This window comes from Paracoccus sanguinis (genome assembly GCF_900106665.1).
Taxonomy (GTDB): domain Bacteria; phylum Pseudomonadota; class Alphaproteobacteria; order Rhodobacterales; family Rhodobacteraceae; genus Paracoccus; species Paracoccus panacisoli.
Genome location: NZ_FNNA01000001.1, coordinates 174,596 through 188,320 on the forward strand (window position 1 = coordinate 174,596; position 13,725 = coordinate 188,320).

A 13,725-nucleotide genomic window follows, 5' to 3' on the forward strand; every position below is an offset into this window, starting at 1 on the left:
TGCGGCTCAGCGGGCGAGGATGCCGCGCACGGTCTCGACCAGGTCGGCGCGCGGGACCTCGACCTGCGCGGGCTGGGATTTCCATTCCTCGACAGAGGCTTGCGCGGCAATCTTCGCGCCGAGGATGAGGTCTTTGACCTGCACCACGCCGCGCGCGGCCTCATCGGCGCCCGCGATCACCGCGACCGGGGCGGCGCGCTTGTCGGCGTATTTGAGCTGGTTGCCGAAGTTCTTGGGGTTGCCGAGATAGACCTCGGCGCGGATGCCCGCGGCCCGCAGTTCGGCCGCCATCGCCTGATATTCGGCCATGCGGTCGCGGTCCATGACCGTGACCACGACCGGCCCGCGGGCGGTCGTCTCGGCCGGGTTGCGGGCCCTGAGCGCCGCGAGCAGGCGGTCGACGCCGATCGAGACGCCCGTGGCGGGCACCTTCTGCCCGGTGAAGCGCTCGACCAGGTCGTCGTAGCGCCCGCCCCCGGCGACGCTGCCGAACTGGCGCGGGCGGCCCTTGTCGTCGAGGATCTCGAATGTCAGCTCGGCCTCGAACACCGGGCCGGTGTAGTAGCCGAGGCCGCGGACCACCGAGGGGTCGATGACCACGCGGTCGGGGCCGAGGCCGGTCGCGGCCAGCAGCGCCGCGATCTCTGTCAGCTCGGCGACGCCCTCGGCGCCGACGGTCGAGCCGCCGACGGCGGCCGTGAGGTTGGCGAGCGTCGCCTCGTTGGTGGCGGCGCGGGCGGTGAGGAAGGCGAGGATGGGGGCGGTCTGCGCCTCGGTCAGGCCCACGCCGTCGATGCGGGCGCCGCTCTCGTCGGTGCGGCCCTGGGTCAAGAGCGCGCGGACGCCCTCGGCGCCGACCTTGTCGAACTTGTCCACCTGGCGCAGCACGTCGGCGGCCTGTTCGGGGGCGACCGCCGCGGCCTCGAGCACGCCGTTCAGCACCTTGCGGTCGTTGACGCGCACCAGATAGTCGCCGCGCGGGATGCCCGCGGCCTCGAGCGCGTCGGCCAGCATGGCGATGATCTCGGCATCCGCGGCGACCGACGCGGCACCCACGGTGTCGGCGTCGCATTGATAGAACTGGCGGAAGCGGCCCGGCCCCGGCTTTTCGTTGCGCCAGACCGGGCCCATCGCGTAGCGGCGATAGGGCGAGGGCAGGTCGTTGCGGAACTGCGCCGCGACGCGCGCGAGCGGCGCCGTCAGGTCGTAGCGCAGCGCCAGCCAGTCGCCCGAGCCGCCGCCGGGGACCTGTTCCTCTTGCCACGCGAAGACGCCCGCGTTGGGGCGGTCCACGTCGGGCAGGAACTTGCCCAGGGCCTCGACCGTCTCGACGGCCGAGGTCTCGAGCGCGTCGAAGCCGTGCAGGCGATAGACGGCGGCGATGCGCTCGAGCATGAGGTTGCGCTCGGTCACGTCGGCGCCGAAGCTGTCGCGGAAGCCCTTGGGCGGCTCGGCGCGCGGGCGGCGGGGTTTGTCCTTGGCCATCGGTCTGATCCGTGAGATGCCGGGACCGCTTAGCGGAAGGGGCCGGGATGGACAAGTTTCAGACGCTGGAAGAGCGGATCGCGCATCTGACGCGGGCGGTCGAGGAGCTGTCGGACGTCGTCACGCGGCAGGATGCCGAGCTGAGGCGCCTGTCGCGCCGGGTCGGGCTGCTGATGGAGCGCGAGGCCGACCGCGAGGCGGCGGAGGGGACGATCCCGCTCGCCGACCAGCGCCCGCCGCATTGGTGAGCCGCCCAGCCGCCCGCGCGGGGGGGGCGGGCGGCGGGAGCCTCCGGCGGGGATATTTGGGTCCAGCCCGAGGGGTCAGCGTTCCGCGGGGCCGAGGCGGTGCGGGGCGGTGAGCGCTTCCGGCGTGCTGGCCGCGAGCGGCGGGCGGCGGGTGAAGGGCGGGGGCGCCGCGGGGTCGGTCTCGGCGGGAGTTTCGGCGGGTGCGGGGTCGAAGCCGGGTTCGTCGTAGGCATCGACCTGCTGGGCCGCGGCGACGCCCTCGGCCGCGCCCGCGTCGGGCCAGTCGGCGGGCGGTGCGGCCGCAGGCGTCGCGGGCGCGGCGGGGCGCGGGGTGCTGACGACGGGGGCGGCCGCCGGGCGCGCCGGGGCGGCGTCCGAGGGCGCGGTGGCGGCCGGCGCCGGCTGGGCGGGTGCGGCGGGACGGGCCGGGGCGAGCGCGCGGCGGAACACCAGCACGTTGTGATAGACCGTGCTGCGGCTCGTCAGCCCGCTGCGCTCTTCGCTGGGCAGCGTCTCGGCGCGCACGTATTCCCAGCCGTTCGCGGCCATGCGGTTCATCTCGGTCAGCAGCGCGAAGCTGAAGCGCTCGGCCGGGGTGCGGGCGCCGCGGGCCTTTTCACCCCGCGCCGGGGCGGGGATCACGGTGTATTCGTAGAGCTGCTGCACGCTGGCCTCCGGTTGTCCGTCGTCGGACCGGAGATAGGGCATCCGCGCCCGCCGGACCAGAGGCGGCGCGCCGATTGACCGGCGCCCCGTCCGGTGAGAGGGATGGCGCGGCCGGGGCGGACCGGCGCGCGAGAGGCGAGCGATGCTGAACATCCTGAGTTTCGTCGGCGGGCTGGCGCTGCTGGTCGCGGGCGCCGAATTGCTGGTCAAGGGCGCCTCGCGGCTGGCGATCTCGTTGGGGCTGACGCCGCTGGTCGTGGGGCTGACGGTGGTGGCCTTCGGCACCTCGGCGCCCGAGATCGCCGTTTCGGTCGGCGCGGTGGCGGGCGGGCAGACCGACATCGCCATCGGCAACGTGATCGGCAGCAACATCCTGAACGTGCTGTTCATCCTCGGCTTGAGCGCGCTGATCATGCCGCTGGCCGTGGACCGGCAACTGATCCGGCAGGAGGTGCCGATCATGATCGGCGTCACCGGGCTGCTGCTGGTGATGCTGCGCGACCGGATGCTGGGGATGGGCGAGGCGGGGCTGCTGCTCGCGCTGCTCGTGGCCTATACGGCGTTCGTGGTGATTCAGTCGCGCCGAACGCTGCGCGCGGGCAGCGCCGCCGACGAGCCGGCCCCGGCCGAGGACTGGGCGAGCGGGCGGCTGGTGCAGGCCGGGCTGATCCTCGGCGGGCTGGTCGGGCTGGTGATCGGGGCGCAGCTCGTGGTCAGCGCCGCGGTCAGCTTTGCCCGCGCGCTGGGGGTGAGCGACCTCGTCGTGGCGCTGACCATCGTGGCGGCGGGCACCTCGCTGCCCGAGATCGCCACCTCGCTGACGGCGGCGCTGAAGGGCAACCGCGACATGGCGGTGGGCAACGTGGTCGGCAGCAACCTGTTCAACATCCTCGGCTGCCTCGGGATCGCCGGGCTGGTGGCGGGGCCGGCGGGGCTGACGGTCGCGCCCTCGGTGATGGCCTTCGACGCCTGGGTGATGATGGGGGCGGCGGTCGCCTGTCTGCCGATCTTCCTGACCGGCTGCCGGATCGCCCGGTGGGAGGGGGCGGTCTTCCTCGCCTACTACGTCTTCTACGTGGGCTATCTGGTGCTGGCCGCCGAGGACTATCACCGGCTGCAGGGCTATACGCGGGCCATGCTGCTGTTCGTCATGCCGCTGACCGTCCTGACCGCGCTGGCCATCTGGCTGCGGCCAAAGCCTCAGCCGCGTTGAGGCGGGGCCGACGGCAGCGCGGTGCGCCCGCGCGCCGCCGAGCGCCCGGCCTTCAGAGCCCGAGCTTCTTCGCCACCAGCTCGTTGACCGCGGCCGGGTTGGCCTTGCCGCCCGAGGCCTTGAGCACCTGGCCGGTGAACCAGCCGGCAAGCTTGGGATTCGCCTTGGCCTTTTCCACCTGCGCGGGGTTGGCGGCGATGATCTCGTCCACCGCGGCCTCGATCGCGCCGAGGTCGGTGACCTGCTTCATGCCGCGCGCGGCGGCGATTTCGGCCGGGTCGCCGCCCTCGGTCCAGACGATCTCGAACAGGTCCTTGGCCATCTTGCCCGAGATCTCGCCCGAGGCGATGAGGTCGAGCACGCCGCCGAGCTGCGCCGCCGAGACGGGCGAGGCGCCGATCTCGAGCCCCTCCTTCTTCAGCCGCCCGAACAGGTCGTTGATGACCCAGTTGGCCGCCTGCTTGCCGTCGCGGCCCTGTGCCACGGCCTCGAAATAATCGGCGTTCTCGACCTCGGCGGTCAGCACGCCGGCGTCGTATTCCGACAGGCCCAGCGCCTGCACGAAGCGCGCCTTCTTCTCGTCGGGCAGTTCGGGCATCGAGGCCGCGATGGCGTCCACCCAGCCCTGCTCGATCTCGAGCGGCAGGAGGTCGGGGTCGGGGAAATAGCGGTAATCGTGCGCCTCTTCCTTGGAGCGCATCGAGCGCGTCTCACCCTTGTCGGGGTCGTAGAGGCGGGTCTCCTGCACCACCGCGCCGCCGTCCTCGAGGATGGCGATCTGGCGGCGGGCCTCATACTCGATGGCGGCCTGGATGAAGCGCAGCGAGTTCATGTTCTTGATCTCGCAGCGGGTGCCCAGATGGCTGAAATCCTGGGTCTCCTGATAGCGCTCGTAATCGCCGGGCTTGCAGACCGAGACGTTGACGTCGGCGCGCAGGTTGCCGTTCTGCATGTTGCCGTCGCAGGTGCCGAGATAGCGCATGATCTGGCGGAGTTTCGCGACGTAGGCCGCAGCCTCCTCGGGCCCGCGGATGTCGGGGCGGCTGACGATCTCCATCAGCGCGACGCCGGTGCGGTTGAGGTCGACGAAGCTGAGCGCCGGGTCCATGTCGTGGATCGACTTGCCGGCGTCCTGTTCGAGGTGGATGCGCTCGATCCGCACGCGGCGGGCAAGCCCCGGGCCCATGTCCACGATCACCTCACCCTCGCCCACGATGGGGTGGTAGAGCTGGCTGATCTGATAGCCCTGCGGCAGGTCGGGGTAGAAGTAGTTCTTGCGGTCGAAGGCCGAGGTCAGGTTGATCGCGGCCTTGATCCCGAGCCCGGTGCGGACCGCCTGGGCCACGCAGAATTCGTTGATCACCGGCAGCATCCCCGGCATGGCCGCATCGACGAAGGCCACGTTGCTGTTCGGCTCGGCCCCGAAGGCGGTCGAGGCGCCCGAGAAGAGCTTGGCGTTCGAGGCGACCTGGGCGTGGACCTCGAGGCCGATGACCAGCTCCCACTCTCCCTTCGCGCCCGAGATGACCTTGGGGGCGGGGGCGGTGAAATCGAGATGGTCGAGCATCGCGGGCGTCCTTTTCGAGTGTCGGCCGGTTCTAGGCCGCGCTCGGGTGCGGGGCAAGGGCGCGGGTGGGGTGGGGTGGGCCGGTATTCGGGCCCGAAAGAAGGGGTGGGGCGCGCGCAGGGCGGCGGGTCCGCCCGGTCGGACGCGCCACGTACGGTCGGTGAGGCACGGGTGGGCGCGTCCCCTGCCCCTGCCCCTTGCCCAAGCCCTTGCCGCCGCTCCCCCGGCCCCTGCCCCCTGCCCTTGCCGCTTCGTTCCCGTTCACATACCCATTTCCCGACGCTGACCGCCGAGCCGGACGATGACCCGACCTTTCCGCCGCCGGGTTCTCTACATCCCCGGCTATGACCCCATCCCCCCGCGCCGCTACCGCGAGCTCTACCGCCGCGAGGGGGCGCGGCAGGCGGCGATCTCGGGCTATCGGCTGGGGTTCGGGGCGCGCGGCGACCGGACGGGATTCGGCTGGGGGGTGACGGGCGATTTCCCCGAGGGCGCGGCCGAGGCCGAGGTCGAGGTGCTGGTCTGGGCCGACGTGGTGGCGGGCTCGATGGGGCACTCGATCCCCGCGACCTACGGGCAGCTTGTCCGCACGGCCTGGGCCTATGTCGGCTCGGGCGCGCTCTGGCGGCTGATGCGGCTGCGCCGAGGGCCGGTGATCGCGGCGCTCTATCCCATCGCGGTGCTGCTGGCGCAGGCGCTGGCCGCAGGGCTGCTGGCGGTGGGGGTCGCGGTGCTCGGGGCGCGGCTGGTCCACTGGCTGCCGGGGGTGGTGCTGGGGCTCGCCGCTGGGGCCGCGCTGCTCGGGTGGTTCCGGCGCATCGACGGGCGGGTCTTCGCCTATTACCTGATGCACGACTATGCCTTCACCGCGCAGGACGGGGGCGCCTATCCGCCCGCGCTCGAGGCGCGGATCGCGGTCTTTGCCGACCGGGTGGCAGAGGTTCTGGCGGGCGACTGGGACGAGGTGCTGGTCGTCGGTCATTCCTCGGGCGCCTATCTGGCGGTCTCGGTGCTGGCCGATCTCGTGCGCGCGGGACGCGCGGCCGAGGACGGGCGGCTGGCGCTGCTGACGCTGGGGCACGTGGTGCCGATGGCCTCGTTCCTGCCGCGCGCCGGGCGGCTGCGGGCGGACCTGCGGTGTCTCTCGGCGCGGGCCGAGGTGACGTGGGTGGACGTGAGCGCGCCGGGCGACGCCTGCTGCTTCGGGCTTTGCGACCCGGTGGCGGTGTCCTCGGTCGAGCCCGAGGGGCGGGTCGGGCCGCTGGTGCTGTCGGCGGCGTTCAGCCGGACGCTCTCGCCCGAGACGCAGCGCGCGCTCAGGGGCCGGTGGTTCCGGCTGCATTTCCAGTATCTCTGCGCCTTCGACCGGCCCGAGGGCTACGATTACTTCGCCATCACCGCGGGGCCGTTGCGGCTCGGGGCGCGGTTCGCCGGGCGCGGGCATTCGCCGGGGCGGATCGCGCGGGCGGTGAACGACTGGCCCGGTCGGGCCGAGGGGGCGCCATGAGCGCGCCGCCGGTCCCGCCGAAGCCGCCCTCGACCGAGGGGCGCGGCAGCGTGCTGCGCTATGCCCGCGCGTTCCGGCGCGACCTCTTGTCGGCGCTGCCCGCGCGGCTCTACCGCGCCTGGATGGCCGAGTTCCGCAGCCCGCTGATCCACTCGGTCGTCTGCAACGATCCGGCGCTCGTGCGGCTGGTCTTGCAGGAGCGGCCGGGGGATTTCCCCAAGTCCGCGCGGCTGCGCGAGGGGCTGGCGCCGCTGCTCGGCCGGTCGGTCTTCGTCACCAACGGCGCCGAGTGGGCGCGGCAGCGGCGGATCATCGACCCGGCGTTCGAGGGCGGGCGCCTGCGCGAGACCTTTCCCGGCGTGCGCGACGCGGCGCTGGCGCTGGCCCAGAGGCTCGGCGCGCAGGCGGGGCGCGAGATCGACCTCGAGCCCGAGACGAGCCATGCCGCCGCCGATGCGATCTTCCGCACGCTCTTCTCGATCCCGATCGAGGACGCCACGGCGGCGCGGGTGTTCGCGGCCTTCCGCGCCCATCAGGACGCGCAGCCGATCGTGAACCTCGCCGCGCTGCTGCCCTGGCCCGCGTGGCTGCCGCGCCCGCACGGGCGGCGGACGCGGGCCACGGCGGCCGAGATCCGCGGCCTGATCGCCGCGCTGGTCGCCGCGCGGGCCGAGGCGATTGCGGCCGGCACCGCGCCCGACGATCTGGCGACCAAGATCATGACCACGCCCGACCCCGAGACGGGGGCGGGCTTCTCGCCCGCCGAGATGGTGGATCAGGTGGCGATCTTCTTTCTGGCCGGGCACGAGACCTCGGCCAGCGCGCTGGCCTGGGCGCTGTGGCTGCTCGCCGCCTTCCCGGACTGGCAGGAACGGGTGGCCGACGAAGCGGCCGCGGTGCTGACCGGCGAGGCGCCCGAGTTCGCCGCCGTGGCGCGGCTGCGGGTGGCCCGCGCGGTCTTCCGCGAGGCGATGCGGCTCTACCCCCCCGTGCCGATGATGGTGCGCGAGACGACCCGCCCCGAGGTCTTCCGCGAGCGCCCCCTGCCGCGCGGGACGCAGGTGGTGATCTCGCCCTGGCACCTGCACCGCCACGCGCGGCTGTGGGACGACCCGGACGGCTTCGACCCCGGCCGGTGGGAGACGGAGAACGGCCGGGCCTGCGCGCGAGCCGCCTATGTCCCCTTCAGCGCCGGGCAGCGGGTCTGCCCCGGCGCGGGGTTCGCGATGGTCGAAGGGCCGCTGATGCTGGCGCTGATCTGCCGCGACCTGCGGCTGACCCGCGGCGCGGTCGATCCGGTGCCGGTGGCGCGGCTGACGGTGCGGGGACGCGACGGCATCCGCGTGCGGCTGTCGCGGCGCGGCTGAAGCGCGGGCTCAGCGCGCCCGCCAGCGGCGGTAGAGCCGGACGAGCAGCACCGCGCCCGCCACCGCGCCGAGCGCGCCCGCGAACATCCCGAGCAGCCGCACGACGATCCAGAACAGCACGCCGCCGAGGGCCCCGCCCAGCGCGCCCACCACCGCCGCCTGAAGCGTCGATTCGCGGTCGTTGTCGGCCATGAGGAACCCGGCGAGCACGCCGACGAGAGCGAAGATCAGGATCATGCCCGGCGATATGGGTCGCGCGGCGAGCGGTTCAAGGACGCCGGGTCAAGGACGGTGGGTCAAGGGCAAGGGTCGAGGGCAGCGGTTCAAGCGCCGGGGTCAGGCCCGCGCCCCCAGCCGCGGCACCCCGCCGGGGTTGCGCGCATCGCTCACCCCCATCCGCAGCCCCGCCCCGATCCGGTGCGCGAGCGCCGACCAGGCGGCCGCCGTCGCCGCCGGCAGCGTCCGGTGCAGCGTGGCGTCGAAGAGCATCAGCCAGTCGTCGAAATGCCCCGGCCGCACGTCGCCCGCCGCCATGTGCACGCGCATCGGATTGCCGTCGTAACCGCGCTCGTAAAGGATCGCGTTGCGCCAGAAGGCAGCAATGCGCGCCTCGTGCGCGGGCCAATCGGTGACATGGGCGGCGAAGACCGGGCCCAGCACCTCGTGCCGGCGCACGGCGGCGTAGAAGACCGCGACCACGCGGTCGATCTCTTCAGGGGTGACGGGGAAGCGGGGCGGGATCATGCGCCTGACATGGGCCGCCCGGCGCGAAACGGCAAGCGGCGCGCCGTCGCAGGGCGCAGAGGGGGGCGAGTGATTGACGCCCGCCCCGGGCAGATGCGACGGGCGGGGCTCATGCACCGACCGACGGGGACCGAGATGCCGCATTACACCGATTCGCTCACCCAGCTCGGCCGCCCGGCCGCGCTGCCCGCCTCGCCCGACGAGGCGGTGCTCGAGCGGGTGCCGAACCCGCAGCCGGGGGCGCTTTACGCGGTGCGCTTCACCCAGCCCGAGTTCACCAGCCTCTGCCCGCTGACCGGCCAGCCGGACTTCGCCCATCTGGTGATCGACTACGTGCCCGGCGACTGGCTGGTCGAATCGAAGTCGCTCAAGCTGTTCCTCGGCAGCTTCCGCAACCACGGCGCCTTCCACGAGGACTGCACGGTGGGCATCGGCCTGCGGCTGGTCGAGACGCTCGCGCCGCGCTGGCTTAGGATCGGCGGCTACTGGTACCCGCGCGGCGGGATGCCGATCGACGTGTTCTGGCAGACCGGCGCCCCGCCCGAGGGGCTGTTCCTGCCCGACCAGGGCGTGCCGCCCTATCGCGGCCGCGGCTAGGCGCGCTGGGTCGGGCGGGGTGCAGCGCGGAGCTTTCGGCAGGCGCCGGAAAAACCCCCTTGCACCCCCCGACCCTTGCCGATACATCGCCCCGCACGGTCCGAGACGGACCACCGGCGCTGTGGTAGCTCAGTGGTAGAGCACTCCCTTGGTAAGGGAGAGGTCGAGAGTTCAATCCTCTCTCACAGCACCATCCATATTCCTGACATCGCCGGAAGATCGAGCCATCGCGGCGCTGACCCTGGCGTTACAGCCGGGCTGAACGCCACCTGTGCCTGGCACGGAATCGTCACAGGGTTGCTGCGGGCTCATCCCCGATGCCCCAACGAGCCGGCCACCGTGTCGGGGATCGGCATCCCCTCCCCCACACCTCCTCGTCGGGGCTTTGCGCCTGCCTGCCTGCGGGGCTACCGTTCGGCATGGACCTGCGCTTCCCCCACCACCGCGATGACGGCTGCCCCGTGACCCCCTGCCCCGCCACACCCTCGGCCGCCGATGCTTGAGCGCCGCGACCCGCTGCGCGGGCTTCTGGGCGTCGTGCTCGGGGCGCTGCTGGTCGCGCTGACCGGCTGGTTCCTCGTCATCGGCAAGGCGGTGGTGCTGCCGATCATCATCGCGGTGATCTCGGTCTACGTGCTGACCGCGGCGAGCCACGCGCTCGCGCGCCTGCCCTGCGGCGCGGCGCTGCCCGAGTGGCTGCGGCGGGTGGTCGTGCTGATGGCGTTCCTCGTCGCGGTGATCACGCTGGCCGCAGTCATGACCTCGACCGCCGATCAGGTGCGGGTGCGGCTGCCCGAGTATCAGCGCACGGTCGCGGCCCTGCTGACGCGGGTCTTCGACAGCGTGGGCGCCGACCGGCCGGACTGGCAGGCGCTCTGGGACCGGCTGGTGGCGCGGATCTCGTTCGCACGGCTGGCGGGGACGGTGCTCGCCTCGATCAGCGCGGCGGCGGGGATGGTGTTCATGGTCGTCGTCTACGCGATCTTCCTGATGGCCGAGCGCGACGCCTTCGGCCACAAGATCGCCGTCGCCCTGCCCGCCGAGCACCGCGACCGGGCCGAGGCGATCATCCGCGCCACCAACACCGCGATCCGCGACTACCTCGCGATCAAGACGCTGGTGAACGCGATCCTCGCGACGATCTCGTTCGTCGTCATGTGGGCCTTCGGGGTGGATTTCGCGCTCTTCTGGGCGATCCTGATCGGGCTTCTGAACTACATCCCCTATGTCGGGTCGATGCTGGGGGTGGCGTTCCCGGTCGTCCTGTCGATGGCGCAGTTCGGGGCGCTGTCGACCACGCTGGGGATCGCGGCGCTGCTGACTGCGGCGCAGGTGTGGGTCGGCAACGCGCTCGAGCCGCGGCTGATCGGGCGGACGGTGAACATGTCGCCCTTCGTGGTCATGGTGGCGCTGGCGCTGTGGTCCTCGCTCTGGGGGATCGCGGGGGCGATCCTCGCGATCCCGCTGACCTCGATCATCGCCATCATCATGGCCAATTTCCGCTCCACGCGGCCCTTTGCGGTGCTGCTGGCCAAGGACGTGAGCGTGTTCGAGGACCACCCGGCCGCGGCCCGGCCGGGGCCGCATCGGCTGGACGCTCGGCCCCGCGCCGATTAACAGGGGCGAATGACCGACACCCTGCCGCCCACCCTGCCCGACGACGAGCCGCCCGAGGACGAGCCGACCGGCCAGCCGGCCCCCGCCCCCGCGGCGCGGGGCGGGGCAAAGGCCGGGACGGCGCGCACCACCACGGGCGGGCGCGAGGCGCGGCTGGGTGCGGCGCTGCGCGCCAACCTCGCGCGGCGCAAGGCACAGGCACGCGACCGCGCCCAGAACGAAGGCCGCACCGACGACACCCCCGCCCGCGCGCAGGCGCTGAACACGGACGCGCGCAGCACGGGCGCAAGCGAGGACTGATGGACACGATTCTGGTGCGCGGCAACGGGCCGCTGAACGGCGAGATCGCCATTGCGGGGGCCAAGAACGCCTGCCTTACGCTGATGCCGGCGACGCTTCTGACCGACGAGCCGCTGACGCTGACCAACGCCCCGCGGCTGTCGGACATCCGCACCATGACGGCGCTGCTCGCCTCGCTCGGGGCCGAGGTGGCGAGCCTGCAGGACGGCCAGGTGCTCGCCATGTCGAGCCATGCGCTCACCAGCCACACCGCCGATTACGAGATCGTGCGGAAGATGCGCGCCTCGATCCTCGTCCTCGGCCCGATGCTGGCGCGGGATGGCGAGGCGGTCGTCTCGCTGCCCGGGGGCTGCGCGATCGGGGCGCGGCCGGTGGACCTGCACCTCAAGGCGCTGGCCGCGATGGGGGCAGAGCTCGACCTGCGCGACGGCTATGTGCACGCCAAGGCGCCCGCGGGCGGCCTGCGGGGGGCGGTGGTCGAGTTTCCGCTGGTCTCGGTCGGGGCGACCGAGAACGCGCTGATGGCCGCCACCCTCGCCCGCGGCACGACGGTGCTGAAGAACGCCGCCCGCGAGCCCGAGATCGTCGACCTCGCCCGCTGCCTGCGCCGGATGGGCGCGCGGATCGAGGGCGAGGGCACCGACACGATCACCGTCGAGGGCGTGGACCGGCTGGGCGGCGCCACCCATCCGGTCGTCACCGACCGGATCGAACTGGGCACCTATATGCTTGCCCCGGCGATCTGCGGCGGCGAGGTCACCTGCCTCGGCGGCCGCATCGACCTGGTCGAGAGCTTCTGCGAGAAGCTGGACGAGGCCGGGATCGCCGTCACCGAATCCGAGCGCGGACTGACCGTCAGCCGCAAGAACGGCCGGGTGCGGGCGGTCAACGTGCGCACCGAGCCGTTCCCCGGCTTCCCGACCGACCTGCAGGCGCAGATGATGGCGCTGCTCTGCACCGCGGACGGGGTCAGCGACCTGGAAGAGACGATCTTCGAGAACCGTTTCATGCACGCGCCCGAACTGACCCGGATGGGGGCGCGGATCGACGTGCACGGCGGCCATGCCCGCGTGACCGGCGTCGACCGGCTCAAGGGCGCGCCGGTGATGGCCACCGACCTGCGGGCCTCGGTCAGCCTGATCCTCGCCGGGCTCGCGGCCGAGGGCGAGACGGTGGTGAGCCGCGTCTATCACCTCGACCGCGGCTACGAGAAGGTCGTGCGCAAGCTGCGCGGCGTCGGCGCCGACATCGAGCGCATCAAGGAGGCACCCGCGCATGAGTGACCCCGTTCCGAACGGCGATGCCCGCAGCATGGGCCGCGACGCGAGCTTCGCGGACGCCGATCCCGACCGTCCGCTGGCGATCCGGGCCGAGGATGCCGAGGATCTCGCGGTGCTCGCGGCGCTTGCGCAGGATTCGGTGCTGACCGTCGCGGACGCGGTGTGGGACCGCCAGAGCCGGCATTTCGCCCTGCTGCTGAGCCGCTTCCGGTGGGAGGACGCGGACGCCGCCGAGGCCGAGGGCCGCCCGTTCGAGCGGGTGCGCACGATCCTCGCCATCGGCGACGTGACCGCGGTGCGCCACGACGGGATCGACCGCTCGGACCCGGGGCTGGTGCTGTCGCTCCTGGACCTCGAATGGCGGCCGGGCGAGGACGGGACCGGCACGCTCATCCTGCAGTTCGCGGGCGACGGCGCGGTGGCCGTGGATGTCGAGGCGATGTGCGTCGATCTGCGCGACGTGGCCCGCCCGCACCGGGCGCAGGCGGCCGCGCGGCCGCAGCACGGTGATTGACGCGATCCGCGGCCGCCTGTGGCGGCCGCGCGCGCCGGTCCTGTGGCAGCTCACCCCGGACCGCGCGGCCGAGTGGCGGGCGATCCGCGCCGCCGCGCTGCGGGATGCGCCGCTCGCCTTCGCCCTCGGCGCAGGCGACGCCGAGACCGACGACAGCGCCGACCCGCTGATTGAGGCGCGGGCGCATCTCGCGGCGGTCGAGGTCTGGGCCGCGGGCCCGCGCGAGGGTCAAGCCAAGGCGATCGCCGGCTGGCAGCCGGGCTGGACGCCGGGCACCGAGGACATGGGCTGGATCACCGGGGTCTTCACCGCCCCCGAAGCGCGCGGCCGGGGGCTGACGGCGCTGACGCTGGGCCGGATCGCCGAGCGCGCGGCGGCGGCCGGGTTCCGGCGGCTCGGGCTGCGGGTCGGCAGCGGCAATGACGCCGCCCGGCGCTGCTATCTGCGTGCGGGGTTCCAGCCGGTCGGCGCGCCGTTCCTGAACGAGCGCGGCCTGCCCGAGATCGAGATGCACCGCCCGTTGCCAGCCCCCGCCGCCTCTGCCCGCCGGAGCGCTTGAGGCCCCCGGCGCCAGCCGCTAACAGCAGCCTGAACCCGGCCCCGCCGCCCCCGGCGGCCCC

The 13,725-nt window shown here is 73.1% G+C and carries 15 protein-coding genes and 1 tRNA gene; 11 read left to right on the forward strand and 5 right to left on the reverse strand.

Annotated elements, in window-relative coordinates:
* Positions 1-6: 6 nt before the first annotated feature.
* Entirely contained in the window at positions 7-1,485 is a 1,479-nt protein-coding gene (gene hisS / locus BLW17_RS00855; RefSeq protein ID WP_036736574.1) for a histidine--tRNA ligase, read from the reverse strand.
* Positions 1,486-1,532: 47 nt separating this feature from the next.
* On the opposite strand from hisS, the gene BLW17_RS00860 reads away from it, so the two are divergent.
* Positions 1,533-1,733 carry a SlyX family protein gene (locus BLW17_RS00860; RefSeq protein WP_036702459.1) on the forward strand — a complete coding sequence of 67 codons (201 nt, stop codon included), beginning with the start codon at positions 1,533-1,535 and terminating at the stop codon, positions 1,731-1,733.
* A gap of 75 nt (positions 1,734-1,808) precedes the next feature.
* Here the strand turns inward: BLW17_RS00860 and BLW17_RS18415 are convergent, their stop codons facing one another.
* Positions 1,809-2,441, reverse strand: coding sequence for a DUF4177 domain-containing protein (locus BLW17_RS18415; RefSeq protein ID WP_074825971.1), 633 nt, complete (start codon positions 2,439-2,441; stop codon positions 1,809-1,811).
* 100 nt (positions 2,442-2,541) lie between these two features.
* Between BLW17_RS18415 and BLW17_RS00870 the strand changes: the two genes are divergently transcribed.
* Positions 2,542-3,612 carry a calcium/sodium antiporter gene (locus tag BLW17_RS00870; RefSeq protein WP_197055319.1) on the forward strand — a complete coding sequence of 357 codons (1,071 nt, stop codon included), beginning with the start codon at positions 2,542-2,544 and terminating at the stop codon, positions 3,610-3,612.
* Positions 3,613-3,664: 52 nt separating this feature from the next.
* Here BLW17_RS00870 and gatB read toward each other — a convergent pair whose 3' ends face one another.
* Positions 3,665-5,179 (reverse strand): Asp-tRNA(Asn)/Glu-tRNA(Gln) amidotransferase subunit GatB, encoded by a 1,515-nt coding sequence (gene gatB / locus BLW17_RS00875; RefSeq protein ID WP_036736885.1) that lies wholly within the window; start codon positions 5,177-5,179, stop codon positions 3,665-3,667.
* 301 nt (positions 5,180-5,480) lie between these two features.
* Between gatB and BLW17_RS00880 the strand changes: the two genes are divergently transcribed.
* Both BLW17_RS00880 and BLW17_RS00885 read left to right on the forward strand, forming a co-directional pair.
* Positions 5,481-6,686 (forward strand): hypothetical protein, encoded by a 1,206-nt coding sequence (locus BLW17_RS00880; protein ID WP_036735261.1) that lies wholly within the window; start codon positions 5,481-5,483, stop codon positions 6,684-6,686.
* Positions 6,683-8,053 carry a cytochrome P450 gene (locus tag BLW17_RS00885; protein ID WP_036735259.1) on the forward strand — a complete coding sequence of 457 codons (1,371 nt, stop codon included), beginning with the start codon at positions 6,683-6,685 and terminating at the stop codon, positions 8,051-8,053. Before BLW17_RS00880 ends, BLW17_RS00885 begins: the two co-directional genes overlap by 4 nt.
* Before the next feature lie 9 nt (positions 8,054-8,062).
* On the opposite strand, the gene BLW17_RS00890 is transcribed toward BLW17_RS00885, so the two are convergent.
* Together BLW17_RS00890 and BLW17_RS00895 are read right to left on the reverse strand one after the other, a co-directional pair.
* On the reverse strand, positions 8,063-8,290 hold the full coding sequence (locus BLW17_RS00890) for a hypothetical protein (protein WP_036735258.1): 228 nt from the start codon (positions 8,288-8,290) through the stop codon (positions 8,063-8,065).
* Positions 8,291-8,389: 99 nt separating this feature from the next.
* On the reverse strand, positions 8,390-8,797 hold the full coding sequence (locus BLW17_RS00895; RefSeq protein WP_036735256.1) for a group III truncated hemoglobin: 408 nt from the start codon (positions 8,795-8,797) through the stop codon (positions 8,390-8,392).
* Between the two features lie 135 nt (positions 8,798-8,932).
* Between BLW17_RS00895 and queF the strand changes: the two genes are divergently transcribed.
* The 7 genes from queF (at position 8,933) to BLW17_RS00930 (ending at position 13,664) form a co-directional block, all read left to right on the forward strand.
* Positions 8,933-9,394: a preQ(1) synthase gene (queF, locus tag BLW17_RS00900; protein ID WP_036735267.1), complete on the forward strand. Its 462-nt coding sequence runs from the start codon at positions 8,933-8,935 to the stop codon at positions 9,392-9,394.
* Between the two features lie 118 nt (positions 9,395-9,512).
* Positions 9,513-9,587 (forward strand) — tRNA-Thr (locus BLW17_RS00905).
* A 302-nt stretch (positions 9,588-9,889) separates the two neighbouring features.
* Complete coding sequence (locus BLW17_RS00910) at positions 9,890-11,011, forward strand: AI-2E family transporter (RefSeq protein ID WP_052176530.1); 1,122 nt, start codon at positions 9,890-9,892, stop codon at positions 11,009-11,011.
* A gap of 9 nt (positions 11,012-11,020) precedes the next feature.
* Complete coding sequence (locus BLW17_RS00915) at positions 11,021-11,311, forward strand: hypothetical protein (RefSeq protein WP_036735253.1); 291 nt, start codon at positions 11,021-11,023, stop codon at positions 11,309-11,311.
* Positions 11,311-12,594: a UDP-N-acetylglucosamine 1-carboxyvinyltransferase gene (gene murA, locus BLW17_RS00920; RefSeq protein ID WP_036735250.1), complete on the forward strand. Its 1,284-nt coding sequence runs from the start codon at positions 11,311-11,313 to the stop codon at positions 12,592-12,594. The genes BLW17_RS00915 and murA overlap by 1 nt, the downstream gene beginning before the upstream one ends.
* Positions 12,587-13,105, forward strand: coding sequence for a DUF2948 family protein (locus BLW17_RS00925; RefSeq protein ID WP_231555410.1), 519 nt, complete (start codon positions 12,587-12,589; stop codon positions 13,103-13,105). The genes murA and BLW17_RS00925 overlap by 8 nt, the downstream gene beginning before the upstream one ends.
* Positions 13,098-13,664, forward strand: coding sequence for a GNAT family N-acetyltransferase (locus tag BLW17_RS00930; RefSeq protein ID WP_036735248.1), 567 nt, complete (start codon positions 13,098-13,100; stop codon positions 13,662-13,664). The genes BLW17_RS00925 and BLW17_RS00930 overlap by 8 nt, the downstream gene beginning before the upstream one ends.
* Positions 13,665-13,725 lie beyond the last annotated feature (61 nt).

Coding starts and splice junctions, on each gene's coding strand:
- BLW17_RS00895 (WP_036735256.1), bottom strand. CDS start 8,797: ATGATCCCGCCCCGCTTCCCCGTCACCCCTGAAGAGATCGACCGCGTG.
- BLW17_RS00925 (WP_231555410.1), top strand. CDS start 12,587: ATGAGTGACCCCGTTCCGAACGGCGATGCCCGCAGCATGGGCCGCGAC.
- BLW17_RS00860 (WP_036702459.1), top strand. CDS start 1,533: ATGGACAAGTTTCAGACGCTGGAAGAGCGGATCGCGCATCTGACGCGG.
- BLW17_RS18415 (WP_074825971.1), bottom strand. CDS start 2,441: ATGCCCTATCTCCGGTCCGACGACGGACAACCGGAGGCCAGCGTGCAG.
- BLW17_RS00910 (WP_052176530.1), top strand. CDS start 9,890: ATGCTTGAGCGCCGCGACCCGCTGCGCGGGCTTCTGGGCGTCGTGCTC.
- queF (WP_036735267.1), top strand. CDS start 8,933: ATGCCGCATTACACCGATTCGCTCACCCAGCTCGGCCGCCCGGCCGCG.
- murA (WP_036735250.1), top strand. CDS start 11,311: ATGGACACGATTCTGGTGCGCGGCAACGGGCCGCTGAACGGCGAGATC.
- BLW17_RS00870 (WP_197055319.1), top strand. CDS start 2,542: ATGCTGAACATCCTGAGTTTCGTCGGCGGGCTGGCGCTGCTGGTCGCG.
- BLW17_RS00885 (WP_036735259.1), top strand. CDS start 6,683: ATGAGCGCGCCGCCGGTCCCGCCGAAGCCGCCCTCGACCGAGGGGCGC.
- BLW17_RS00880 (WP_036735261.1), top strand. CDS start 5,481: ATGACCCGACCTTTCCGCCGCCGGGTTCTCTACATCCCCGGCTATGAC.
- BLW17_RS00915 (WP_036735253.1), top strand. CDS start 11,021: ATGACCGACACCCTGCCGCCCACCCTGCCCGACGACGAGCCGCCCGAG.
- hisS (WP_036736574.1), bottom strand. CDS start 1,485: ATGGCCAAGGACAAACCCCGCCGCCCGCGCGCCGAGCCGCCCAAGGGC.
- BLW17_RS00890 (WP_036735258.1), bottom strand. CDS start 8,290: ATGATCCTGATCTTCGCTCTCGTCGGCGTGCTCGCCGGGTTCCTCATG.
- gatB (WP_036736885.1), bottom strand. CDS start 5,179: ATGCTCGACCATCTCGATTTCACCGCCCCCGCCCCCAAGGTCATCTCG.